Genomic DNA, 25,219 nt, shown 5'->3' with positions numbered 1-25,219 from the left:
GATCTAGTCCTTTGATGGGGCCAATGGCCGGCCACAGCCGAGCATGGTCCGGGTATAGTTGAGCAACGGCGCCACTCGCCGATAGGCCACCGGCGCCGGGTGTGGCGCGCTGAGGCAGGCGAGGGCGTGCCAGGCATCGCAGGGCAGGTCTTGCTGGACGTCGGCATAGCGCGCATAGCGCAACAAGGCGCCGGCTACCAACTGGTCCAGGGTTAAACGCCGGGTGCGGCGGGGCAAGGGCTGATGGTCCTCGGTCAGGCCCCAGCCGGCATAGAACGGCGTGCCATAGGTGACCACCGGCAGCCCGCGCAGCAAGGCCTCGAAACCGGCGGTGGAACTGAGCGTATGCAGTGCATCGACCTGGCCATACAGGCTGGCGATGTCCACCCCCGCCAGTACCTGATCGGCCAGCCCCACCAGCTGTGCCGGGGCGATGTGCCCGCGGCGCTTGCCGGCCTCCACGTCGGGGTGCGGTTTGTACAGAATCCAGGCATCCGGCAACCGCGCGCGCACCTGTTGCAGCAGCCGCAGGTTGCACCCGGTACCGCCACCGCTGCACAGTGCCGAGGCATCATCCTCGACCTGGCCCACCACCAGTATCCGCAGCTGGCCCGGTTGCCCCAGCAAGGCCGGGCGCACATTGCTGCGCAGGTTGAACTTGCTGGTGCCGCTGGCAACGATCTGCGCCCGCAAGCGCGCCGCTTCGGCCAGGCATGGGGCGTCGAATTCGCCATGCTGCAACAGCTGCTCCAGGTCGCTGTCAGACTGCGCATCGTAATGAATGCCACCCCGGTCCAGCACCAGTGACAGCGCCGGGCTGTTGGTAGCCCCCAGCCCCGTGGAGCGCAAGAAACCATCCTCGACCCGCCACACTGGCACCCCCGCCTGGCGCGCACGTTCGGCCAGGCCGGCCGGCTCGCGTGCAGCCCATACCAGCAGCCGGCCCTGTTCGGCCGCTACCAGGCTTACCAGTTGCGGGCTGTCCACGCTGAAGCGCAGCTGCCCCCAACGGCTTGCGAAAAAGCGCCGGATGTTGTGCTGCTTGTGCCGCTTCACGCCCAGCACCGTGGTGGGGCCGGCAAACGCAGCATCGCGGGCTTTCTTGCTGGCTAGCTGGCGGGCAACGGTCAAGGCATCGGTCAATTGGCCGCTCAATGGGTCGACATAGCGGCAGTAACGCACATAGGCCGCCGCCACCAGTTGCACAAGGTCTGGCCGTGCCTGCCGGCGAGCAATGGCCATGCGGTCATCGGTCAGCCCCCAGCCCGCATAGAACGGCAGCCCGAAGCAGGTGACCGGCACGCCCTGGATCAACGCCTCCAGCCCGGCCTGGCTGGTCCCCACGTACACCCGCCGGGCACGCCGGGCCAGTGACGCCCAGGCTACCGGCCGCGCTTCCAGCGTAACCCCACGGGCCCGCGCGGCATCCAGCAGGCAACTGGGCTTCTGCCCGCCCAGGCAGTCCGGGTGAATGCGCACGCGCACGTCGGCATCCGGGTTCTCTGCCAGGGCCTCATCCAGCATTCGCACGTAATCGGCTTCGCATAGCCCGCCGCCCGGGATCGAATAATCCCCGGCAGTCTGGTCCACCACCAGCACCAGCGGTCGATCACGGCCCAGCGGGTCGTCGTCGGGCAGGTCCTGGGCGTTGTTGTACTTGCCGATGCCGCTGCTGCGCATCAAGGCAATCAGTTCGCGGGCGCAATTCAGTTCATAAGCGCTGAGCGCCTCGGGCTGCTGCAGGATGTTTTCCAGTAGCGAAGGGCGGTCTGCCAGGTAGTGGATGCCCACCGGGTCGACCACCATGGACATCGGCGTATCGCCCTCGATGCCCAACGAGGACGAGCGCAAAAAACCGTCCTCCAGCGCAATGTAGGGCAGCCCCCAGCGCTGGCACAGCACCCGGGCATGGGCCGACGACTGCTTGTAGCCGATACCGGCAATGGCCTTGAGACCCTTGGGCGCCTTGCGGCCACGGCGCCACAGCCAGAAGGGCGGGCCTTCCGGGCCGAGGAACTGCGGCAGGTGCAGGACCTTCCAGGCCACCCATTGCGACATGATGCCGACCCAGCCGGTGCCGTCTACCAGGGCATCGGGTGGCGAGTAACCTTCGGGCGAGTGGGGTGCAAAGGGAGGCGTATTGTGCATTACACGGCCCGCCACATGTTGCGCACCGGCGGGAACGGCACCCAGCGCTTGCGGCGCAGGGCAAAGCCATTATGCAGGTACAGGTGCTGCGCCCGATGATTGCTCAGCGGCACCTCCAGCTCTACTCGGGTAAAGCCCTGGCCGGCGGCGTGCGCGCAGCACGCCTGCACCAGCGCCGAGCCCACGCCTTGCTGGCGTGCGGCCTTGCTGACCCGCAGCCCATACAGCAAGAACGGGTAGCGCCATTCGCGCAGCTCACTCAGACAGAACCCGATAAACCGCACCCAGCCACTCAATACGCCGAATTCACCAACGAACGGCCGCCAGTGCAAGGCAAACGGCCCGCGCCGGCCATGCTTGAGCGCGGCAAAGCCCAGTGCCTGCTCGCCGTCGAAGGCCAGCAGCACACGGTCCCAGTGGATAGCCGCCCCCAGCAGGCGATAGCGGCAGGCCGTATTGCCAATCAAAAACGCCAGCGACCCCCGCCCCTCGGTCAGCAAACGGGCCAAGGCAGGGTCGGCGGCACGCTCCGGCGACAGGTCCGATCCCAAAACGATACGCACCACGTTGTCAGGCTACCCCGGCACTGGCCATGGGCGTGTCCTGGCAGGTTGCCGGCGCCAGGGCATGGGCCAGCAATGTGCTGGAAAGCTGCTGCACCGGCATTGGTCTGGCCCCGCAGCCAGGCTGGCGGCGGTTGGACCACACCAGGTAGTCGGTATCACCCGCGGGCGCACCAACAGCCTGGTACACCTCGGGCAGGATCGGCACATGGTCACCGAAGAAGCACAACAGCGCCTCGTTCGGCTGGGCCAGCAAGGTTTCGCGCAGCATGCCCAGCATGCGGTCGGCGTTGCCGATGTGCCGCACATACGGCGCCAGGTCTTTCATGCCCGGTTGCAGCGGGCGGTCGAACCAGGCGGGCAGCTCGTGCGCGGCTACGCTTTCCAGGTGCAACGGGCCATGGTTTTCCATGGTGACCGCATGGATGAACAGCGGCTGGGTGCGGCCTGGCGCCTGCAGCAGCGCGCGGATTTTTTCTGCCACGGCGCAATCACCAATGAACGGCCCGGCCTTTTGTGAAGCGTTGAACGCCTGCACATCGATGAATTCATCAAAGCCCAATGCCGGCAACACCTTGTTGCGGCCATAGAAACCACCATCGTACGGGTGGATGCAAATGGTCCGGTACCCCTGCGCCTTGAGCCTGGAGGCGATACTGGGCAGGCCTTGGCGGGCCAGCACCCGGTACGGGTTGAAGCGGTGCACGCCCAGCCGGTCGGCAGGGATGCCGGTAAGGTAGGCGAACTCGGTCCGCACCGTATTGGCGCCCCAGGCTGCCACCTGCAGTTTGCCCCGGGCCAGCGCCTGGCTGGCCAGCAGGTCGTACTGGTCGAGCACTTGCGGGCGCACGCCAGGCCACAGCCCACGCACATCGAAAAACGACTCGCTCTGCACCGAGACCAAGTCCGGCAGCGCCCCGGCCTGGGCCACTGGCGGCTGCGAAGAGGCCGGCGCAGCCCCACCCGCAAACGGCGAGCCCAGCCCGTCCCGGTCCACCGGCGCCCGCGCCGCCCAGAAGTACCGCCACAAACTGGCCGCCAAGCCCCAGCCGCGCACATCCCGCTCGGCATCAAAGCTCGGCTTCACAGCCCGATGCCCCAGGCGCAGCAAGCCCAGGCCCAGCGCCAACGGCAGCAACGCCTCAAGCCGCGCGCCCGCCACCTCGAAGCTCAAGCCCGCCCACAGGTAAACCAGAAAGCCCACCGCCAGCAGCGCGGCCTTGCCAAAGCCAAAGAACGGCAAGTACAACCGCGGGAACTTCACTGCATCGCTGAAATACTCGAAATCTGCACACACAAACGGCTCGCGCAGCGAGTGATACTTGGCGTTGCTTACCAGCACGATCAGCAGCCACAGCAACAACACATTCACGCCACTGAACAACGGCCGCGCCGTCAGTGCATACAACAGCCCGAAGGCCACACACCACAGCCCCGCGTGCAGCAGCCAGCAATCGGCCGGGCGACGCAGGGCAGGGCGGGGAACCAGCAGGCGCTCGACCGCGACGGTCAAGCCCAGGCCGATCAAAGCGACCGGCAACATGGAAACATCAATCACTGTACTTCAACCCACGCAGGATCATCGAAGAAAGCCACTGCGGGATAAGCCCCAGCAGCCAGGTGCCCAGGTTGAGCGGGAACGGAAAGCTGATACGCGCCTGGTTCGCCGCCAGCCCGCGCTTGATACGCCTGGCCGCTTTGTCGGCGGTCCACAGAAAAGGTTTAGGCCCGGGCATTTCGAAGCACATCTTCGACTCCACATACCCCGGCACAATCACATTCACTTTCACCCCTTCCGGCGCCAGCCAGTCGCGGATGGCCTCGCCGTACACACGGATGGCGGCCTTGCTGGCGCTGTAGGTCGGTGTGACCGGCAAGCCACGCCAGCCCGCCAGCGAGCTGAACAGGGCGATCTGCCCGTCGCCACGGCTGCGCATGGCGGGCAGGGCGGCCTCGACGGTGGCCAGGGCGGCCATCACGTTCACTTCCATCAGGGCGCGGCTGTCGTCCCAGTCCTCCGCTTCGCCATTGGCACCCACGGCGGTGTTAAGCCCTGCGCCCACCAGCACCAGGTCGGGCTGATGCTGCTCGCTAACCCGGCGCACCATGGCCCGCAGGGCGTCCAGGTCGCGCACGTCGAGGGCCTCCAGCAACACCTGGGCACCCAGGGCGCGGCATTGTTCGGCCATTTCGGCCAGGCGGTCCTGGCGCCGGCCTTGCAGGATCAGCGTCACCCCCGGGGCGGCGTAGGCAGGCGCCAACGCGCCACCGATACCGCCTGTGGCGCCGGTGATGAGGATGCAGCGGGGTGAGGCATGCGAACTCATAGGTATTTTTCGATTCTTGAGGTTTTCGCCATCAGCACTTCCAGGCAGTTGGCCACGGCCATGTCCATGCCGCAGGCGGTGTAGAAGCCGCCGTTGACCTGGGTGGTGTGGATGACGGTGTTGCGGAAGCGTTGAAACAGCGTGTTGTCGGGCGCTTCGGGGTGCTGCCAGAAATCATCCAGCCCGCCCTGGTGGGTTAGCCCCGGCATCGCGTAGATCGGCTCGGCCAGCGTGCAGGTAGGGCGGTGGTGCAGCAATGCAGAAGCCCCCGCGGTACTGTTGACGGTGATCATGCCGGTGATGTGCGAGAGCAGCGTAGGCATGTGCCCGCTTTCCATGAAATCGACACGCTCGGCTACGTCGTACTTGCGCGCCAACTGCTCGGTGACCTTGCGGTAGTTGACCAGCCCGGGCGTCAACGGGTGGTTTTTCACCAGCAGGCGCGCATCGAAGGGGGCGTTGAGCGAGAACGAGTCGATCACATGCTCGATCACCTGGGTCATGTTCTGGAACGGCGAGTGGTCGCGGATTTGCGCATCGCTGTCCAGCTGCAAGGGCAGCAAAAACGTGGGGTGCCGCTCGCGGGCCACTTCGGCCACCAGCGCGTCGTCATGCACACGGGCGCGCAGCAGGCGCATGCCCTGGCGGATGAAGCCGGCGTACTCCATGGCGGCGTTGAACGGGGCATGGGTGCGGTAGCGCGGGAAGCACAGCCGGTTCAGCGCGCCGCCGGCGTGGTACAGCACATCGTGCGTGGCACGTGCGGCGAACGACAGCTTGAACGGGTTGCCATTCTGATAGCGAGGAATGTACTTGCCCACGTCGCGGTACCACTGCGGGTCACGTGGCAAACGCGAGTTGTTGTTGACCCCGTCGCGCTCCAGCGTCACCCAATAGGGCCGAAAGTAGCCTTCCTCGAACACGTGCACGCGAATACCCGACAGCCGCGCCAGGGTCACGGCCGGGCGGTGTACCGGGCGGCAGTCGCCGAACAGCACCAGGTCGGTGATACCCAGTTGGCGGAACACCTGTGAATACCAGGCCTCCATGTCTTCCGGGGCGTGCGGGCAGGTCAGCTGCGCGCCGCCGGGGCCATACAGGGCGTCGCCGACGTTGAAGCGCACACTGTGCACTCGCTGGCCGATATCCCGCAGCCCCTTGGCAAGGCGGCTGAAGAAGGGCGAACTGACACCCTGAAGCAGCAGAAAATGGTGTGACGGGATACGCAGCAGCGGACCACGCGTCGCCCTTGCATTCAGTTGGTCGGGCGCTTCATGCCCAACAAACTGCTCAAGCGTCGTTTCAAGTCCTGCCATCGGGAGGGAGCTCCAGGCTGCGGTAAGGCGTGCCAATTTTGTAGTTCGTATAAGGTTCGTTCGGCGGTGGTGAAGCGGTTGGTCACCAGGCTTACGTAAGTGGGGTAGAGCAGCAGCGTGCCCGCTACCAGCTGGTCCAGCGTCAGTTGTCGGCTGCGCCGTGCCTGCACCGGTGCTTGAAGGTCCATGTCGCGGGTCAGCCCCCAACCGGCGTAGAACGGCTGGCCATAGGTCGTCACCGGCACACCGCGCAGCAGGGCCTCGAAGCCCGACTGCGAGGTCAGTACATGCAATTCGTCGACCACTTCCAGCAATTGTTGCAGTGGCGTATCGCCGATCACTTCATCGCACCAGTGCACGGTTTGCGCTTCGTCGTCACCGCGGGCGCGCGTGCCGGCCAATACCTCTGGGTGGGGTTTGTACAACACCCACGCATCGGGGTTTTGCTCACGCACGGCGCGCAGCAGTTGCAGGTTGCTGCGGATACGGTTGCCGCCAAAGCGGATGGAGGCATCGCCCTCCACCTGGCCAGGCACCAGGATCACCCGTTGCGCATGCGCGGGGCGCTGCCAGCTGGCGCCGGGCAAGTTGTACTTGGTCAGCCCCGCCGCGCAGATGGCCAAGCGCAAAGCATGCGCGCGGGCTAACAACTGCGGGTCGAACGGCTCTTCAGCCAGGATGCGCTCCAGGCGCGAAGGCCGGGTGGCGTCGTAGTAAATACCCAGGTCATCGACCACCCACGACAACGGTCGCGCCTTGCCGGCGCCCAGGCCGACCGAGCGCAGGAAGCCGTCTTCCACCCGGTTGACGGGCAGAGGGTGGGTGGAAAGGTGGGTGTCGTGCTTGCAGCCCCAGGACACCACGGGCAAGTCTTGCGCCAGCGGTTGCTCGGGCTTGACGAAGCGAATGGCCGCGCCATTGAAAAACAGGTTTGCCAGCGGTTCTTTCCAGCGGCTGAAACCCAGCATCTGTACGGTGTTTGGCAACACGCTGCGGTGCCGCCGTTGCAGGCCCAGCCAGTTGATCAGCACCTCTGGCGTACACGGCTGACCACGTTCTGGGCAGACATAGCGCGGGTAGGCCACCAGGCTGGCATGAATCAGTTGCGCCAACGGCACAGGCTTGCGGCGTGAAGGTGCCGGCAAGCGGTCGTCGGTCAGCCCCCAGCCGGCATAGAACGGCATGCCCCAGGTGTGCACCGGTACGTCCCAAAGCAAGGCATCGAAGCCCAGTTGCGACGTCATCACGAACACTGCACGCATGCGTGGCAGCAAATCGGCCGGGTGAACATTGTGGGCCAGTACCTGCACCCGCGGGTTGCCGGCCAGCGCTGCCAGATCGAAGTGCCCGGCCTTGCGCCCGGCCACCACGTCGGGGTGCACCTTGAGCACGATGGTGCTATGCGGGTAGCGGGCCAATGCCGCCTCCAGCATGGCCCGGAAGTCGCTGGCCCCTGCACCTTGCAACGAGGCATCGCCACAGGTCTGGTCGGCCACCAGCACGCAGTCGGCCGGCAGCGCTGGCAGTTCGATGCGTGCGTCGTTGTACTTCGACACCCGTTGCTGCTGCCACAGGCTACGTAGTGCCAGGGCACGTTGGGTTTGCTCGGCGTCGAGGGGCGTGGCGACCAACTGTTCGAGGCGGGACGGCTGGGAAGCGTCGTAGTACACGCCCACGTCATCGACGATCAGCGACAGGGGCGGCTCGTCGGCGCCCAGGCCCACGGAACGGATGAAGCCGTCTTCCAGCGTGAGAACGGGCTTGCCAGCCTTGTGCGCCTCGGCCATTGCCTTGATGGCGCTTGGCTTGCGGCCCCAGGCCATAACCCAATCAGCGAGCTCGATATCGCGCACAGCACCGCTTTGCAGCGCGAATTCGGGCAGCAATGCAGGCAACGTACTGATGCGCTGGGCTCCTTTTGACAGGATCAGCAGGCGAGGGCGGGGCGAAGCGTCGTCCATATACGTGGAGCGGCATCCATTCAGCAAAGGGGCGGCATGGGCTTATAGCCCTGCGGGTCCGGTGGAAACAAAGGAGGGCGAATCTTAATACAAATTCACATTTGTAGGCGTGCCGCTGAGCAAAAATCGCGAAAAGAAATTAGACGATATGTGCAGATGAAGATCTATGGCATCAAAATGACATCTGATCCCGGCAAACTCCCCGAAACCGCGGCGTACCACACCGCTGGGGAACGCAACGCACGCCTGTAGGAGCGGGTTTACCCGCGAAGCTTTTTCCCCTGTGGGTACAAAAGCTCATTTACTCCTGATCCAGCATCCCCAGCAAATAGTGGTATTTCTCCAGCAGCAACGCCATCCGGTCGCGCTCCTTGTACTCAGCGACCGTTTCTGGGCGCAAGCAATGGAACAGCGCTGTGAGGAGAAACACGTAGCGCAAGTTCCCTAGCGCCTGTTCCACATCGAAGCGCTCCGGCAGGGCTGCTCGGTACGCTTCGATGAACTCGGTCTGTGCTGCCAGGAATACCTTCATGTCCTTGCGCCGGAACAGGCTGCCCAGGTAGGCCCCGCCGTCAAAGCCTATTCGCCCAACCTTTACCTCGCTCCAGTCGATCAGGTGCAATTGGCTTTTGTCGACGAAGAGATTTTTTTGCAGGTAATCCATGTGGCTGATGCAGCGCTTGCTGCGCCGTGCTTTGGCTGCCATTTTTCGGGTCAACGGCACAAATGCCTTGAAGCGCTCGGCAAGGCCAGCAAACCTTTCGTCTTCGAGCCCAAGCTTCACCAATCCAGGCAAACACCGGGAGAAATTGAAGCGTGGGCGAAGTTGGAACCATGGCCTGAAGAAATCCATGCTCCAAAGCAGAGGTGCCTTTACAAGTGGCTGCGCTTGCAGATAGTCATGGCTTAACGTCTCCAGTTCTGCAATGCCAAGCGCCAGCGGTTTGCCGATCTTGTGCATTCGTGGGGGCTTGCCGCGTACGAACTCGGTGAAGATCAAGCTTTCCCATGGTGTTTCAATAACCCCCAGGCAGGCGGGGTAGTGAAAATGTATGCTGCCGGTCAGCATGCCATCTGCGCGATGAAAGCGCGCCTCCTGGCTGCCGATGAACGCTATTTTACGAATCGATTTTTCCACGACCTCTACAGGTTGACCGGTACAAGGGTCCTGTAGCCGATGGTGGCGTACGTAGTTCACGAACGAAGCATTACCGCCTAGCACCTCGGTCGTAATCTCCAGCGTCTTTCCTTCCCATTGGGGGACTAGAGCGTGAAGATGACTTTCGAGAGAGGCGCTTTGCCAGCGGTAGTGTGTTTTGCTGGCTACGTGCCGGCGTGTAGGAGGATTCATAACATCCATGTTGCCACTGTCATACGTCCAATTTGAAGCTGAGAAAGGGGGGTATGCTGCTGTATGAGCGGCCTGTGTACAACGAAAAGTTACAACAGGATATTGATTTGGAAGGGGAAAAAGGGCTGAACGCCTTGTGGTTCAAGGGGTGCCGCTGGCGTCGGGCTTTGTGCAAATGCAAGCGATGCATCCCGCTTTTTTGGTGTCGTTACGCGGGAGTAGCGCCACCAGTATTTATCTGGTGGCGCCCCGAACAGCCCTAGTGACTGCATAGACAACAAGCCTTCATTGATGGTCCGAAAGCTGCGATTTCCACGTCTAATCACTTAATGATTTGCGTCGGAACGAGTTGAATTGTTAGGGCGCTCACGCGCAATCAGGCCGTGGTGGCACCTTGTATCAGGCACTTCTACGAAGTTAGTTAACTGGCTGCTGGGTGTAAAAGCCTGCTGAGGATGGGGTGTGAAGAAGTAGATTAAATTTGATATCTCAATGCCATCACTGGCGCAAATCCGGCGCTTAGTTCTCTGTTCTACTAGCGTCGCCGCCAGTCAGATTGCCCTGAGACTGGGGCTTCCGCACTATGCTTCCAGCTGTAAAAACCTTAACATTCGCGCCTTCGTATACATTCGCTGTCGTCAGGGACGAAAATGAATCACCTCAGCATCGCCAAAGAAGCCCTTATCGCTCAAGCTCAAGCCGTGACTCAGTTGGCCGACCGCCTGGATGGCGAGTTCCAGAGCGCCGTTGAACTCATCCTTGGTTGCCAGGGGCGTACCGTGGTGTGCGGCATGGGTAAATCTGGCCTGATCGGCCAGAAGATGGTCGCCACCTTCGCATCGACTGGCACCCCCAGCTTTTTCCTGCACCCGGCCGAAGCCTTCCACGGCGACCTGGGCATGCTCAAGCCAATCGATGTGCTGATCCTGATCAGCTACAGCGGCGAAACCGAAGAGCTGATCAAGCTGATTCCTAGCTTGAAGTCTTTCGGTAACAAGATCATCGCCATGACTGGGAACGGCAAATCTACGCTGGCCAAGCATGCAGACATCTGGCTCGACATTTCGGTCGAGCGTGAAGTCTGCCCGAACAATCTGGCCCCCACCACTTCGACGCTGGCGACTATGGCCATGGGTGATGCACTGGCAGTGGCGCTGATTGAGGCTATCCAGTTCAAGCCAATGGACTTCGCTCGCTATCACCCCGGTGGCAGCCTGGGTCGCAAGCTGCTGACCCGTGTTTGTGACGTCATGCACTCGCCGGCACCTGTTGTTTCACCGTCTACCAGCTTCCATGATTGCTTGCTGGTCATGACCCGTAGCCGCTTGGGCATGACGGTGGTGATGGATAACGACAAGCTGGTCGGTATCGTTACGGACGGCGACCTGCGTCGGGCGCTGTTGGAAGACGAGAGCGTTACTCAAGCCTCGGTCGAGCAGTTCATGACCGCTAGCCCACACACTATTCGCGAAGATTCTCAGCTTTCTGAGGCTGAGGCCTACATGCTGGACAACAAGATTCGGGCGTTGGCTGTAACTGACGCTGAAGGCGCTGTTGTGGGGGTTGTTGAGATTTTTGACTGATCGGTCTTAGACCTTGTAGGCGGTTTTGTGTGTCTTGGCAGCGTGTGCTCCGGTGCGCTGCCTTGGCATTTCTCCTCCCCCCTTACCTCCGCAAATGCTGGCTTTGTCGGCATTCCTCCACGCTCATTTCTCACTCCCTACTTTTCCGCCCTCGAATAATGATCTATATTCGAGTGGAGTGAAGTGGTGGTTGCATTAAGGATGCTGAGATCCGCTTTCAATAATGCTGTTTTAAGTTGATCTGTATAGAGATGAGACATGATGAACGCCGTTGAGTCGCCAAATAATACGAATATAAAGCAGGCGGAATTATCCAAAGTTGATATTTCGAAATATGAAATTCAGCGGAATGGTGTTGAAGCTTTGGTGATGTCTGGGGCTAATCCCAAACGAGCAGTAATTTCGTTTTCGAGCATGAATCCCGGTAAGTATGAGCGTTGGTCATGGTTTTTTGAGCGTCATGCTGAAGGCTGCGAAGATCTATACATGATTTTCAAGGACGACTCGCAGCATTATTACCTGGGGGATAGTACGTCCTCTATGTATATTAGGCATATTAAGTTTATTAATGAGCAGCTAGAGTCGCGCGGCCTTAAGGCGTCTGATGTATATATGGTCGGCTCCTCAATGGGCGGATATGCTGCGCTTTATTTTGGGTTTACGCTTGGTGTTGCAGGTGTGGTCTCCATAAACCCCCAGATCGATTATGCAAGTACCCGTCGCCACTCCATGCAAAACTGGGAGAGGCAAATTCGGGCGATTGGAGATACTTGGGTTGATTTAAATGACTTTGTTTATCGTTTTGACGTAAAGCCAAAGATACATATTGAGCATGGTGATTATCCCGCAGATGTGGCGGCTGTTAACAAGCTCATTGGGTCGCTTACAGATTTAAAGATTTGCTACAGTCGGGAGTTCACCGGCGGTGGGCATAGCGAGACCACTATTAATAAATATCGGCTATTCGATATTATTGATTTCTGGGCGAAAGGGCGTAGGGTAAGCTAGGCCAACTCTGGTATTGGCTTCCTTTGAAAGCATGGGGAAAGTTGAATTACTCTCCCTCATGCGGCCTTATTACTGAGCCATAGCGCTCATTACTTTGGCATATCCTAATGCTGTGCTAAGAACACATTCTTTATCTTGGGCGCATAGAATGGCGTCGGCCACCTCACGGAATGCTCCTGTTCCGCCGCTGGCCAGCAGCGTTTGAGTCGCTGCTGCTTTCACGTAAATAGGGGCATCCGCCACAGCGAAAGAAATGCCGCAAGCTGAGAAGGCTGGTAGGTCAATACTGTCATCACCAATGCAAGCTGTTTGCGCAGATGTTACACCTGCTTCATCCATCAATTGCATGCAGGCACTGTGCTTATCTTTAACCCCAAATTGGCACAGACTGATACCTAAGTCAGACACGCGTTTACGTAAGGTCGCTGAGTCACGACCCGACAGTACTGCAACTCGTACACCGTTCTCTTCTAGCATGCGCATTCCCAGTCCGTCACGCACATGGAAGCGTTTAATGCACTCTCCTGTAGCATCATAGTAGATGCCACCATCAGTCAGAACGCCATCAACGTCAGTGATGACTAAACGGATATCTTTGAGAGTCGGTTTGGGTGTCGGTTGTTGGCCGGTGATGAGAGCTCTGACGTGTTCCAAGCACTCTGGCGTATCTACGCCAGGTCCTGTCGGCTCGACTATATAGGCTCGAATGCAATATCCAGCAGCCATTAGACGAAGTTGCTCTAGCTTCTCAGCATGCTCCATCATTGGTTGGGGTAGTGTAGAGTATTGCGCAACTACATCACGCCTATACGCATAGACACCAACGTGCTTCAGATAAGAAGTCGCTTCTTTGTCTCGTGGGTAAGGGATTGGCGAGCGACTGAAATACAATGCATTACCGTTAGTGGCAAGCACAACCTTCACGGTGTTGGGGTTTTTAGCCTCCTGTTCGTCGATCGGGTGACAAAGCGTTCCAATGCTCACTCCAGCGTCGGCAAGCATGCCTGCGGCTAGCGACTCAATATCAGCCGGACGTACTAGCGGTTCATCCCCCTGGAGATTAATGTAGATGTCTGCATCAACCTCACGCATAACTTCTGCTAGTCGATCGGTACCAGAAGGGTGATCCGGTGAAGTCATAACGTATTTTCCGCCGAATGCGCGTACCGCTTCTGCGACACGTTCATCGTCGGTAGCGATGACTACATCATTTGCGTTAGAAACCTGAAGAGCACGCTCGTAAACGTGCTGCACCATTGGCTTTCCTGCAATATCGGCCAGCGGTTTACCTGGCAAGCGTGTTGAGCCGAATCGGGCTGGAATAACGATCGCGATCCGTTGTTCAGAGCCTGGCATATTCACAATCCTTGCTACCTAAGATCTGCTTACGAGATTTGCAGCGGTGGGAATGATTTAACCAGATCATCAAGTGCTTTAATCTGCATGAGGAATGGTTCCAGCTTATCTAGCGGCAGGGCGCTTGGTCCGTCACATTTGGCTTGGTCTGGGTTGGGATGTGCCTCAAGGAAAAGTCCCGCAAGACCGACGCCCATACCCGCGCGTGCAAGGTCTACTACTTGATCGCGGCGACCACCCGATGCGGCACCGGATGGGTCGCGGTTTTGGAGTGCATGGGTGACGTCAAAAATGATTGGCAGATTGTCACAGGTGCGCTTCATCACACCGAACCCAAGCATGTCGACTACCAAGTTGTCGTAGCCCATGCACGAGCCACGATCGCAAAGAATTAACTGATCGTTACCTGCTTCTTTGAACTTATGCACGATGTTCTGCATCTGTGACGGGCTCAAGAACTGAGGTTTCTTGATGTTCACCGGCTTCCCTGTCTTGGCCAAAGCAAGGACTAAGTCAGTCTGGCGAGCCAAGAACGCTGGGAGCTGAAGGATGTCTACAACTTCTGCAACAGGAGCAGCTTGATAAATCTCGTGAACGTCAGTAATGATAGGTACGCCGAACTCAGATTTTACCTTCTCAAAAATTCGCAGGCCTTCTTCCATGCCTGGCCCGCGATAGGAGTGGATAGAGGACCGGTTAGCCTTGTCAAAGCTGGCTTTGAAAACATATGGAATGCCAAGCTTTTCTGTGACACGTACATATTCAGCGCAAGCAGTCAGGGCGAGGTCTTCAGACTCCAATACGTTGATGCCTCCGAAGAGGACAAATGGGCTGTCGTTAGAGCATTTGATATGTTGAGAAATTTGGATCATGTTTAGAGTCGCCCGTTAATCTAGGTGTTCGAAGGTCAAAAATGGAAGTGCCTGCTCTAATTCCGATGCGCTCATGGTAGTCATCAGAATGTTGAAGTCTGGTGGCTCAATCGACGCTGGAGGAGTCTGAGTTTCAGTCAGGATTAGAGATGACTCCGATATTCTATAATATCTGTAGCCATGTGGCTTTAGTGAGGCATGAATCGTTTCAGTTAGAGATGTGGGTAGTAGCTCGCATATAATATCAGGCTTAGATGCTCCGATAATGTTCTGCGCGCTGCTAAGGATGAGGTGCTCAGCACCCTCCGCATCAATTTTCAGGAGCTCGATTCTGGGGATGTTTTGATCCTGCACAAATTTATCAAGGCTGGTGGCCCGGACAATACGGCTTTCCACCGGTGAGCGATCAGTTACTTCTGAAACTGTAGTCGAACCAGAAACGAGAATGTCTTCACCAGAGTAAATAAATAGCTCTACTTCTGGACTGCCATCCGTAATGGCTATGTTGAAGCACTTGAGGTTGGATGCTCCATTGGCACGCTTATTGGCTAGCAGGCGGGAGTAAACCCGGTCTAAAGCCTCTATAGCAAAGACTTTAGACTTAGGGTTGCTTTTCGCTGCAGCTAGGGAGTAGACGCCGGTGTAGGATCCAATGTCGATGACATGTGACGACAACTTGGCGAGCGTAGTCCAAAGCCTAAGGCTTGTAGATTCGTACGCATTTTTTCCATGCCAGAAATAAGTGCGAGCAACGAAGTCATCATTGTTGCTGAACATGGAGAATAAGATGTCATCAATCTCAATGTCGACGAATCCAAAGTATGAAGTTTTCTCCATTAAAGATTCAAATTGAGCTTGGTCAATTCTTGTGTTGGCTTTAAGTTGGTATAGCCTTCTTAGCGCCAGCGCAGCTTCGTTCTTATTCTCCATGAACTTCATGCGGCTACCACCCGTTTCCCGAACAGTGAAGAGAATTCCTCGTAATCTAGATAGGGGCGCAGGAAAGACGCTTTGCTGCAGTTGACTATGCGTTTTCCTTCTTTGTTCATGATGGTATTAGCGTTTGCAATATTCCAGATCTGAATACTGGTGAAGCTATCTTCCAGTTGCGGGTTGCTTTCTTTGTAAAAACGGGGCGACTCAGCCGAGTACTTGAGGTCGCAGCCGAGTAGGTAAATATCTTTGATGCCGAGATAGTACGCGAACTGAATGGCAAGCATCGTCGTCGTGCAGCCAAAGAAATAGCCGGCGCGAATATCTCTTGAAAAACCGTCCCGCTGGAGGGCTGGGACATAGTAGCTCTTGTTCGGAAGTGCTCTATCATCAACTTCACGAAGCTCTTCGCGAAGGATTCGAATCGTCTTGGGGTCGAGGTCGGTAGTGCCGAAATGGCTTTTCTCCGGGTGCGTCAAGAAGCGCTTGTCCGAGAGCACATAATAGTCAGTGGTGAAACCATGCTGCTCTTCCAGCATGGTGGAGGCATTCATGCCAATGGTCACTTCTCCTTTCAGAAGAGAAAGGTCTTCTGAAAGGATAGAAGGGCCATTTGCCAAGATAAAGGCACGTTTGCCTTTCTCGCGATTTTTCAGAGACGAAATAGATTTAAAAATTTTCATAAGCGTTATCGAACACCCTAGCCATTTTTTCTGGGGTCAAGTAGGACTTGAAGTAGTCCAGGCTTGCTTCTTGAAGTTCAGCGGTCTTCTTCCAGTCATTCGCTAATTCATGAAGCGTGTCAGCGATCGACTCACCTGTGGCATAGAAAAATGGAGGCTTGTTGCCGTCGGCGAATGTCGAAAATACTGCCTTACTGAAGTAGTCCGCCCTGTTAATTGTGACGTTGCCAGCTGCTAGACCTTCAATTGATACCTGGTGGAATCCGCCAGTGGCAATCTCATCAATAGTAACGTGGCACGTCTTTCGTACTGCCATCAAAACTTTTGGAGAAACAGGTTTGTCAGGTACCACAGCTTCGATCTTGCCGAGGCTAACGAGCGAGTTCATCGCTGTTTCAAGCTCTGCCACATACTTGTTGTTCCAGCGGCCAGGCCTTAAGTGAGTTGGGCTGAAGATAACTCGAAGCTTCTCACCTTTTTGCCTGATGCTCGCCATGGGAGCATCGTGAATGATGTTTGGGACAAAAATATGATTGTTATGGATCCTGGGCTGGAATTGTCCCACTACAAAATTGGCCAGGAATGGTAGATTGATATCATTCTGGCGTGGCACATAAAGCGGCCCTTCTCTCAGGGGAGAGTGGACTTGGTAAAAGTATTTTGCTGCTTGGTTGGCGTGAATCAGGCGCTCAGCCCAAGCGGGGGGTAGATCATTGTGAATTTGAATAATATCCGCTTCGCGAATAGCAGCATCAATCAGCGGCTTGGTGAACTCGGTTTCAACGATGTAATCTTCAATAAATTTTTGAAAGAGTGGGCCGTTGTTGGGGTAATCGTTCAGCGCAATGGCGATGGAGTCATGACCAATCAGACGCTGGGCGAGCGCGACTTTCGCGGGGGCAGCCACCAGCGGAGTCTGAGAGATATGGACTATCTTATACTTCCTGGACATCAATCATTACTCCATCTTTCAAGCAGGCTTTAATGAGGTTGAGAGGCGAACCACCTTGTTCGACGGCCTCGCATTGTGAGCGATACCTCATATAAACCGATTCCAGTAATGCAAAGCCAACTGTCGACTTAGCAAGGTCTTCATAAATCTCGATCATATTGGTTGATCTGGCATGATCAACCGGGCGTATTTTCATTACGCCTTGGTAGTAGCGATGATCAAAATTGAAAAACTCCGATCTATCGAATTTCGCCTCTTCGTTCATTAGGACTGGCAGTAGCATGTCCTTCTTACGAGGGAAACCTTCCTGCAGGGCTCGTCGGATGGCTACAGGGATGTCGTCAATCGATTCTAGAGTGATTAAACGGCTCAGGCTAGTGGCTTCTTCCTCGGGGAAGAGAGTGATAACAACATCCACTGCCTCAGGATTAACTACCAAATCTTCCTCAGTTTTGATCAGAATGATTCTCTGGTCAGTTCCTGAGTATCTCAGGGCGTAGCAAAGGTTGGCAGGGGCGTTTAGCATAATCAAAAAATTGATTTCTGCCAGGTTGCCTTTGTTTTTTGCGTCAATCCTGTTGATTATGGAAAGCGGCGACTGATCTTCTGAGATGTCAAAGGCACCCAGCTGCATCCTCTCCGTATTCACATACATGAAATCATCATACGTGTTCAGCTTATCGAGAATGGATAGAACCAGCTCGGGGTCGACATCGCTTTGGTGAAGAAAAGCTGTCCCATATCCCTTGGGTTTGGCGGGGCGTACTTTAAACTCAATACGACCTTCATCGCTAATTGAAGTGATGTAATTTTCCAAAATTGCCTTTTTTTGCTTCGGTTGGGCGTTGTCCACTATGGCTTTCACTGTAGGGGATTTCACTATGACGGTAACGGGAGCCGCAGGTTTTTCTGCGATTATTGGGTGATCTTTGAACTCAATCTTTAGGTGCGTCAATTGCTTCAATCGGCGCTCCTGAAGCTTCCTCCTGATATACTTCGCTTCTGTGGAGTCGCGAAAAAAATCGATAGGATGCAAAAATAGCTTCTTTGCTTTTTTTACAAAGGGGGACTGTTTTTTCTTCATGATATTTTTTAGTTGGCTTTTGACCAGGATTTTTAAATGTTTTTCAACGCGCTTTTCGGGCCTGGTGGTCAGAGAAACCTTCTTTCCCCCTTTGAGTGTCTCCGTGAGACCATTTCTGAATGCTAGGTTTATTTGAGCTGTAAGGCCAAAGTTCTCAATTTTCTTCGGCAATTTGTAGGTTTTCGAGATTTTGTCTGAAAAATTTTGAATGTCACCTGGCTTAACAGGGATAAGCTCTGCCAAGTTGGAGAAGTACTCGACCACTCCCAAGTGTTGCCAAAGTACTACGTGACACCCACGTGTTAGAGCTTCGATGGCGACCATTGAAGATGTTTCGAACAGGCTAGGAATAATTACTACGTTTGAGAGCGCGTAAATATCATCCTTGCTCATACTGGTGCCATCTAAAAAAGCCATATTGCTGGCTGTTGGAGCCTCATCAATTGGCGGGCATACGATGGCAAACTTTAGGTCGGGAAGATTGCTGGCAAGCTGCTCCAGAACTAAAGTGCCTTTGAGCTTTTGGTAGCGTCCGACGAATGTAACGTCATATTTATTTGGTGCTAACTGTGGGTTTGCATTCGAGGCAGCAGGATTTGGGAAAACGCTTGGAGTTTTCTTGAATCCAAATAACTCTTTGCTGGCAATAAATGACGCCCAGGAGGGAGAGCTCAGGAAATGAGAGCGTTCAATCTCGATTTTCTCGAAATGGACTTCTTCTTTGCTAAACGGTAAGCCTTGTACAACCGCACCCAAGCTCCTTGAACAATGAAGTCGGATGTGTAAAGGGATGTTATTGGCAATAAAGCGCGTGCTACTGAGGGATTCTGGTGCTTCGACGCACAGGATGTTTGGAGTTCGCTCTACTTCATCGCGCACGCGAACGCGAAAATCCTCGAGTGTCTCTTCTAATCCCTTTTCGATGACCTTGACTGTCAATCCAAGGATTGCTAGTTGCTCGGATGCATAGCGGGTGTATGTGGTGACACCACTGTCTTTTCGGTTGAACGGGTCAACTAGGATGTAGATTCCATTCATCACAGGGTCCATGCATCGCTTCATGAGAGCGGGTCAGCAAATTCGCAATCCGGCAGCTGGGCTGCCGGAAGTAAAGTTAATTTTTACTGGTATACGCCAACGGTGCGCCCAAGAATCATAGTTTGAACTATAGGCGAAATGACTTTTTGCCACTCATAAACTGCAGCGTTGGTTACGTAGATCGTATCGTCCGGTTTGATCATAACCTGGCGGGCATAGAAAATTGCAGCCGGATCGCGCATGTTCAACCTTAAGACAGTTGGCTTGCTTGCACCGCTTGCCATGCGGAAGACAAAAACACCCTCAGGGTTTGCATTGGCTTCTCGCAGACCACCAACACTTCCCAGTGCATCCAGCAAGCTTGTATGTTGGCTGGGCAAATCCTTCAGTCCAGGTTCAGTGACAGCCCCCATGGCAACGAAACGCTGACGAGCTCTGTCGAGCACTACTTCAGAATTTGGTCGCAATACCATGTTGTTGCCAGCAAGCACGTCTTCGTAGTTGAACTGCTGAACTTGGCTTCCGGTACGCACAGTGACGTTAACCAAGTGCGGTTCGATCACGGGGCCGCCAGCTTGGTTGATTGCATCTAGCAAAGTCAACGGACCCTGCAGGGTGCTGAAACGTCCTGGGCTTTTTACTGCGCCTGCCACCAATACAGAGCCAGATAGGTCACCAACAAGTTCTACATGTGTCTGGACATCTGTAGTTATGCCTTTCAGTTGGCGGCGAATCATGTCCTCGACCTGGTTGAGCGTCATCCCTCCGACGAACTGCCGGCCTACATATGGCAGGGAGAGCATACCTTGAGTGTCAATTCGCGATTTTAGTTGGGTTCCACCGCTCGCGAGAGGAGCAAACAGGGCTGATCCCTCCGGAGCCGTATCGGCAATCAATACGTTCAGAGTGTCTCCTGGCATTAGGCGTACTTCTGGTGAAACAGGTTTGCTCACTGTTGCCAGAGGAGGAGGCTCAACACCGCGCATATAAGGGGCAATCGTATTTGCATTAATGTCGACGAGATTGTACGCCTCATTCTTGCTTTCGATTTCACCTTTGTATGGGCCGGCCCCCGATATGGCACCGCCGCAACCGGCAAGACCAACGGTCGCCAAGGCCAGTGCCGCCAGTTTTAGGTTAAAAATCTTGGACACAGGCTGAAATTTAATCACGATGATCCTCGATGGAAGCCAGGATGAAGCGGGTAATACCGTATAGCATCAGTAGACCGAGCAGGATGGTTGCCAAGTTGTACAGGCGTTCGGGATACAGTGCCAATTGAGGGGTGTTTGGGCTCACCACAGTAACGAGTGTCCGAATTTTTTTACTCGCTTCGATCCGGGCGTTGTCCAGCGCAGCTACAGCACTTTTGTATGTCTCTTCTGCAATCCCGGCGTCTAACGTCAGTTGTTGAAAGCGCGATGCTACTACGTTCAACTGCGAGCCTTGCGGGGAGGAGACAAGTAGACGCTTCTCTTTAACAAGCTGCTGGGTAATCGCTTCAACTTTTTGCTTCTGCTGGCGCACCTGCGGAGCGTCGCCGCGAAGCTTGAAGGTCATTTCGGTGAGCACTGCTTGCTCTTTAGTGTACTGGCTCTCCAACTCAGCGATAATGGTGGCACGATTTTGGGCGGTGTTGCCTCCGTCGAGAACCTTGTTATCATTCTGGAAGTTAAGGAGTTGGGTTTTTCGTTTTGTGTAATTTACTCGGGCAGTTTCCAGTTCGCCTTGCGCGAACTTCATTTGCTCGCGAGCAATATTGTGGCTCACTTCGTTTACAAAGTGTTCGCTTGCTTGAAGAATAGTGCGCAACATCTTCTCCGAAAGCTCTGGAGTGAAGGCCTGAACTTCAACCCGGAGCAACCCAGTTGTTTCGTCGTAGTGCGCAGATACTAGGCGTTGGTAGTACTTTAGCAGGTCCTCGCGAGGAGCATCGTTGTCAAGCCAAAAGAATATATCGCTTCTCTGGGCTGCGTAGGCTTCAACCCATTGAACTTTTTGCTCTAGGAGTAGCATCATGTCCATGGAGGTGATGTACTCGCGCAAATATAGGGTTTCTTCTCGCGAGGCGGGATTAGTGCCGGTAAGCAGGGTGGCTAAGCCAGGAACCTGAGCACCTTGGTTGTTGCCATCTTGGCGCACTACCACTTGGGCGGTGCTCACATAGCGGTCTACGGCGAAAACGCTGTAATAAACGGCCGCTAGGACCATGGGCAGGACTACCATGGCGATCGCCAGTCCCCAGCCTTTCTTGTTGCCCGAACTGCTCATAGTTGGATGCATCCTTGATATGTAGCGGTGTTGCAAAGTTAAGTAGAGGGTTGGTCAGCTGTTGTAGGCTTGGATGCCTTCATCGACATCGTCGTAAACGTGGATTCCCCCGCCGCGAACCAATAGTACGATATCGCATAATTTCTTGATTTCCGGCATCGAGTGCGAGACCAAGACAACGTTGGATTTCTTTAATCTATCTTCGAATACTTCAGCGCATTTTCGTTTGAACTGTGCGTCGCCGACCGACATAACTTCATCGATCAAATAATAGTCAAAGTCGAAAGCCATGCTGAGCCCGAATGCGACTCTGGAGCGCATGCCGGATGAGTACGTTTTGATTGGCTCGTCGATCCAGTCGCCAATCTCTGCAAACTCCTGTACAAAGCGGATTTTTTCACGCATTGACTCGCCCTCGGCGCCGTAAATGCGACACACAAACTTTATATTATCACGGCCGGTCATGCTGCCTTGAAATCCGCCAGTCAAGCCTACAGGCCAAGAAATACTTCGGTCGGTCACAATGCTTCCAGAGTCTGGTACATCAGCCCCGCCGAGTAGGCGCATTAGTGTTGATTTGCCTGCCCCATTTCGGCCGATTAGACCAATGTTTTTACCTGGTGGAATGGCCAGCGAAAGATTACGAAATACGTATCTGCGCCCATTGGGTGTCAGGTAAGACTTGGTTACGTTTCTAAGCTCGAACACGTTTGACCCGTACTCAACCGTTCTTAGTGGAAATGAGGTGCATCCTGCGAGCGCGATAGGCGCCAAGCGACAGGAACATTAGTACTACAGTGACTGTGACAACATAAGCTTCGGAAACGCCGTCAACCGGAACATAATTCGGCAGAACCTCTGCGCGAATAAGCTCCAGCAAGTGCAGAAATGGGTTTAGTAAAAGTGCAGGCATCATCGCTGGTGGTAGGTAGGCCGGTGGAATTAACACGCCTGAGATAAAATACAGCGGGAAGAATGCCATTCTGATAATTATTTTAATGCTTGGAAGTGCATGTGTGATCATCGCGAAGAACATGCCCAAGCCAAACGCGAAGAAAAGCCCTAGGGCGAGTGTCGTTATCCATTCTAGAGGGCTGTGTACGGACATGTTAAAGCCGAACCATGCAAAGCCAAATACCAAAATGGCGTAGACAGTTGCACTAATGCATGTTTCAACTATCACTCGCGCCACATAAGTGTCGAGCGGTTTGATTTGTTTGTATCCGAATAGCGAACGGTTTTCGCGCAGACTATCCATCAAGCGCAATGCCGTATTTCGGTAAAGCAAAAACGGAGCCATACCAACTAAAACGAATACAGGGTATTCGACGTCAGCGACAGTGCGGGCGCGGAGCATCGCAAACAGGATGGAGAAGATAAGCAGGTGGCATACTGGTTCGAGCAGCAGCCATAAGGCTCCCAGGCGACTATCGCCAACACGAGACCGTGCCTCGCGAAGCACGAGGGCGAAGATGACCGATTTCTGGATCTGCAGAGACGAACGAGCTTTCAAGATGGCGACCGCAAAGCAATGCAGCGCGCCTAGGCACGCCGGAATTCATCTTCAGGAAAGGTTCGCCCTGGGGCGATTTCAGACGGATCTTCCGGACACTTCCCTGTTCTAAGGGGCGGAAGGGTAAGCGCGAGAGGGCGTAAGCGTCAAGCAAGACGCTGCAAATGCAACCGAAAGTTCTAATCCTTTAGCCGCATTCGAGACGAATGGCGTAGATTGATGGTGGCATATTGATATCGATTTGGGAAGTCGTGAACCTACAGATTTTTGTTTCCGACATTGCTTCACAGCTTACGCTGGACGGACCGTTTTGGAAGTGAATGGGTTCACACTGTGCAGCCAAGGCATGGGGTTTTGATGGGCAGTCGCTGACTGTAAGGTTTACGACCAAAAAGTGCACCCGACCCGCAGATTTTTGCAGCGATAATTGAGGGGTAGGGGTGCCTTCCGAAGGCGGAGGTAGCTTCAGGAAGCGTAATTTCAAGCGCAAGCAAACCTGCGACAGTGGCCGCGAAACCCATGTGTTTACAGCAAAATCCGCAAAATTATGGCACTCTGCCAGACCTCACTAGCCTTCTTGGCTTGACTTGTATCCGTACCAGAGCATCCGCCCGATGCGCCTGCCTGACCGTGAAACGATGAACATCCCTAACTTCAAGAAGTTGTTTATGCCTGATATTTCAGCAGACGCAGCCAGCCTTATCCATGCCATAGCCTCTGCCACTGCGGTCATCGCTGCGCTGATCGCCGCCAGTGCGATGATCATTGCCCATATGACCTCGGATGTAAAAAACCAGCAAGCCGAAGTGCCCGTTTCCCGGGGGGCGCAGGCGGTTACTGTCGTCCACGAGTCGGACGTGCAGGCCAGGCTGGAGATCGAGCAACTCATTGAGCAGAACGATGCGCTCAGGGCCGAACTGGAGCGCGAGAGGGCCGAGCGGTTGAAGCTGGAGGCCAGCCTGAAGCCCAGAGCGCTGACGCCGCAGGCGCATGATGCGTTCAAGGCATTGGCGGGCGAGCTGAAGGCTAAGACGCTGGCACCGGTGGTGTTGCTGAATATCCACAAAGATGACAAGGAAGCTGTGCGCTTTGCCAAGGAAATTGCCGTTGCGCTGACCAAGGCGGGCGTGCAGGTTCAGATCAAGCAGCTGCCCCTGCAAAAGCACAATACCGGTACCCAGGTGGTCGTTTATGCCGGGGTGGGCGGTGACGAGCTTGAGCAGGCATTCAAGACGGCTGATTTTGCCTCGGATATCAAACGCTCGGGGCAGAGCCCGCGGGTGAAGGTGGATGATGGGGATGCAATTGCCATTTCGGCGTTTATCAGTGTTTATCCGCGCAGTGAGATTTGAGCGGCGGGTGGGGCTGTGATCTTGTAGGCATGGGGTGGATGGCACCGGCGGTGCCGGTGTTCGCGGGCGCGCCCGCTCCCACAGTGTGGGGCTTGGCCACTGCAGTGGTTCGCCCTCGCCACGTCTGGCCTGATGAAGCCCATTTCTTCTGACTGCAAGCGAGGCATAGCCTCGCCTGGTCTCGCGTCATTCCCTTCAGTGGTGCCTGTTTTTCGCAATCTCGATGTCGTTCATCAGGGCTTTTGCGGTGGCCAGCAGGTAGTCCGCAGCGCCCAGCATCTTGTGGTCGTCTTCCATGTCGCCTTCGCGTACCAGGTGCTTGCAGTAGCCCAGCAGGACGGAGACGTGTTCATAGGCGTCATCGACGGGGACGCCGGGTTGGACGCGCAGCAGGTACAGGGTGGGGTTGCCGGCTTCGAGGAAGGTTTCGATGCCTGCGGTGAGGAGGGGAGATTGGTTGTTGTTTTTCATGGTGATATTCCAGTGCGTTGACAGAACCCACCACCTCGATCTTTCTCACGGACAAAGGTGGCAGCCATTGCGCGGGGTGAGAAACCGATGCACTGAAAACGGCCAAGCCGAAGCTTGCCCGCGAATGGCTGCCATTGAACAGTAGAGCAGCAGTGCACAACGGGTTCTCACACCCGGTCACCAACATGGCGACCCGGTGACGTTATCCCTGAGGCATTTCCCCGGCAATTCAGCTGCTTCTGACTGGCGCGTAGGATAGTTCGCTTGGTTGTCCGAGTTGAAGAGGTGGGGCGGGGTTTCAGGAAAGTCTGACGTGAGTAATGTGCATTCCAAGGCAAATATCTTCGCGGTGATTGTTGACCGTTGTTGGGGTGGGTTTACACGCGGACGGGGGGCTGCTGGCCAGTTTTTACTGGGTGGTCAGCGGGGCTGCGGCT

Annotated in this window: 21 protein-coding genes; 3 read left to right on the top strand and 18 right to left on the bottom strand. The window is 55.7% G+C overall.

What is annotated here, in order from left to right; translation table 11 throughout:
* Positions 1–3: 3 nt before the first annotated feature.
* From QYE47_RS17245 to QYE47_RS17215, 7 genes are all read right to left on the bottom strand, one after another.
* Entirely contained in the window at positions 4–2,148 is a 2,145-nt protein-coding gene (locus tag QYE47_RS17245) for a capsular polysaccharide biosynthesis protein (RefSeq protein ID WP_070384206.1), read from the bottom strand.
* Positions 2,148–2,714 carry a GNAT family N-acetyltransferase gene (locus QYE47_RS17240; protein ID WP_014592004.1) on the bottom strand — a complete coding sequence of 189 codons (567 nt, stop codon included), beginning with the start codon at positions 2,712–2,714 and terminating at the stop codon, positions 2,148–2,150. The genes QYE47_RS17245 and QYE47_RS17240 overlap by 1 nt, the downstream gene beginning before the upstream one ends.
* Before the next feature lie 4 nt (positions 2,715–2,718).
* Complete coding sequence (locus QYE47_RS17235; protein WP_076403588.1) at positions 2,719–4,254, bottom strand: LTA synthase family protein; 1,536 nt, start codon at positions 4,252–4,254, stop codon at positions 2,719–2,721.
* 7 nt (positions 4,255–4,261) lie between these two features.
* Positions 4,262–5,038, bottom strand: coding sequence for an SDR family oxidoreductase (locus QYE47_RS17230; protein ID WP_003252728.1), 777 nt, complete (start codon positions 5,036–5,038; stop codon positions 4,262–4,264).
* The gene (locus QYE47_RS17225) at positions 5,035–6,354 is read right to left on the bottom strand and encodes a capsule biosynthesis protein (protein ID WP_041167060.1); all 1,320 of its coding nucleotides are present in this window, start codon (positions 6,352–6,354) and stop codon (positions 5,035–5,037) included. Before QYE47_RS17225 ends, QYE47_RS17230 begins: the two co-directional genes overlap by 4 nt.
* Positions 6,294–8,315: a capsular polysaccharide biosynthesis protein gene (locus QYE47_RS17220; protein ID WP_070384204.1), complete on the bottom strand. Its 2,022-nt coding sequence runs from the start codon at positions 8,313–8,315 to the stop codon at positions 6,294–6,296. Before QYE47_RS17220 ends, QYE47_RS17225 begins: the two co-directional genes overlap by 61 nt.
* Before the next feature lie 301 nt (positions 8,316–8,616).
* Positions 8,617–9,453, bottom strand: coding sequence for a phosphotransferase (locus QYE47_RS17215; RefSeq protein ID WP_081343631.1), 837 nt, complete (start codon positions 9,451–9,453; stop codon positions 8,617–8,619).
* Positions 9,454–10,316: 863 nt separating this feature from the next.
* Here QYE47_RS17215 and QYE47_RS17210 point away from each other — a divergent pair.
* Positions 10,317–11,249, top strand: a complete 933-nt coding sequence (locus QYE47_RS17210) for an SIS domain-containing protein (RefSeq protein ID WP_064492484.1) — start codon at positions 10,317–10,319, stop codon at positions 11,247–11,249.
* Between the two features lie 258 nt (positions 11,250–11,507).
* Positions 11,508–12,257, top strand: a complete 750-nt coding sequence (locus QYE47_RS17205; RefSeq protein ID WP_070384203.1) for an alpha/beta hydrolase — start codon at positions 11,508–11,510, stop codon at positions 12,255–12,257.
* Between the two features lie 69 nt (positions 12,258–12,326).
* Here QYE47_RS17205 and kdsB read toward each other — a convergent pair whose 3' ends face one another.
* The 10 genes from kdsB to QYE47_RS17155 form a co-directional block, all read right to left on the bottom strand.
* On the bottom strand, positions 12,327–13,613 hold the full coding sequence (kdsB, locus tag QYE47_RS17200; RefSeq protein WP_081343630.1) for a 3-deoxy-manno-octulosonate cytidylyltransferase: 1,287 nt from the start codon (positions 13,611–13,613) through the stop codon (positions 12,327–12,329).
* A 29-nt stretch (positions 13,614–13,642) separates the two neighbouring features.
* Positions 13,643–14,485 carry a 3-deoxy-8-phosphooctulonate synthase gene (kdsA, locus tag QYE47_RS17195; RefSeq protein WP_070384202.1) on the bottom strand — a complete coding sequence of 281 codons (843 nt, stop codon included), beginning with the start codon at positions 14,483–14,485 and terminating at the stop codon, positions 13,643–13,645.
* Positions 14,486–14,500: 15 nt separating this feature from the next.
* The gene (locus QYE47_RS17190; RefSeq protein ID WP_070384201.1) at positions 14,501–15,424 is read right to left on the bottom strand and encodes an FkbM family methyltransferase; all 924 of its coding nucleotides are present in this window, start codon (positions 15,422–15,424) and stop codon (positions 14,501–14,503) included.
* Positions 15,421–16,101: a 6-hydroxymethylpterin diphosphokinase MptE-like protein gene (locus QYE47_RS17185; protein WP_070384200.1), complete on the bottom strand. Its 681-nt coding sequence runs from the start codon at positions 16,099–16,101 to the stop codon at positions 15,421–15,423. The genes QYE47_RS17190 and QYE47_RS17185 overlap by 4 nt, the downstream gene beginning before the upstream one ends.
* Positions 16,088–17,053, bottom strand: a complete 966-nt coding sequence (locus QYE47_RS17180) for a hypothetical protein (RefSeq protein ID WP_070384199.1) — start codon at positions 17,051–17,053, stop codon at positions 16,088–16,090. The genes QYE47_RS17185 and QYE47_RS17180 overlap by 14 nt, the downstream gene beginning before the upstream one ends.
* Positions 17,037–19,175: a glycosyltransferase gene (locus tag QYE47_RS17175; protein WP_172830937.1), complete on the bottom strand. Its 2,139-nt coding sequence runs from the start codon at positions 19,173–19,175 to the stop codon at positions 17,037–17,039. The genes QYE47_RS17180 and QYE47_RS17175 overlap by 17 nt, the downstream gene beginning before the upstream one ends.
* An 83-nt stretch (positions 19,176–19,258) precedes the next feature.
* Positions 19,259–20,347: a polysaccharide biosynthesis/export family protein gene (locus tag QYE47_RS17170; protein WP_172830936.1), complete on the bottom strand. Its 1,089-nt coding sequence runs from the start codon at positions 20,345–20,347 to the stop codon at positions 19,259–19,261.
* Positions 20,340–21,446: an ABC transporter permease gene (locus QYE47_RS17165; protein ID WP_070384197.1), complete on the bottom strand. Its 1,107-nt coding sequence runs from the start codon at positions 21,444–21,446 to the stop codon at positions 20,340–20,342. The genes QYE47_RS17170 and QYE47_RS17165 overlap by 8 nt, the downstream gene beginning before the upstream one ends.
* Positions 21,447–21,500: 54 nt before the next feature.
* Positions 21,501–22,154, bottom strand: a complete 654-nt coding sequence (locus QYE47_RS17160) for an ABC transporter ATP-binding protein (RefSeq protein WP_070384196.1) — start codon at positions 22,152–22,154, stop codon at positions 21,501–21,503.
* Positions 22,155–22,167: 13 nt separating this feature from the next.
* The gene (locus QYE47_RS17155) at positions 22,168–22,959 is read right to left on the bottom strand and encodes an ABC transporter permease (protein ID WP_076403582.1); all 792 of its coding nucleotides are present in this window, start codon (positions 22,957–22,959) and stop codon (positions 22,168–22,170) included.
* Positions 22,960–23,573: 614 nt separating this feature from the next.
* Here QYE47_RS17155 and QYE47_RS17150 point away from each other — a divergent pair.
* Positions 23,574–24,311, top strand: a complete 738-nt coding sequence (locus tag QYE47_RS17150; RefSeq protein WP_014591989.1) for a hypothetical protein — start codon at positions 23,574–23,576, stop codon at positions 24,309–24,311.
* A gap of 195 nt (positions 24,312–24,506) precedes the next feature.
* Here QYE47_RS17150 and QYE47_RS17145 read toward each other — a convergent pair whose 3' ends face one another.
* Complete coding sequence (locus QYE47_RS17145; RefSeq protein WP_014591988.1) at positions 24,507–24,782, bottom strand: DUF3077 domain-containing protein; 276 nt, start codon at positions 24,780–24,782, stop codon at positions 24,507–24,509.
* Positions 24,783–25,219: the final 437 nt, after the last annotated feature.

The organism is Pseudomonas sp. 2,4-D, from assembly GCF_030418155.1.
Classification (GTDB): Bacteria; Pseudomonadota; Gammaproteobacteria; order Pseudomonadales; family Pseudomonadaceae; genus Aquipseudomonas; species Aquipseudomonas alloputida.
The sequence above is the reverse complement of the archived record's forward strand: the minus strand, read 5'-3'. Positions and strand labels throughout refer to the sequence as shown.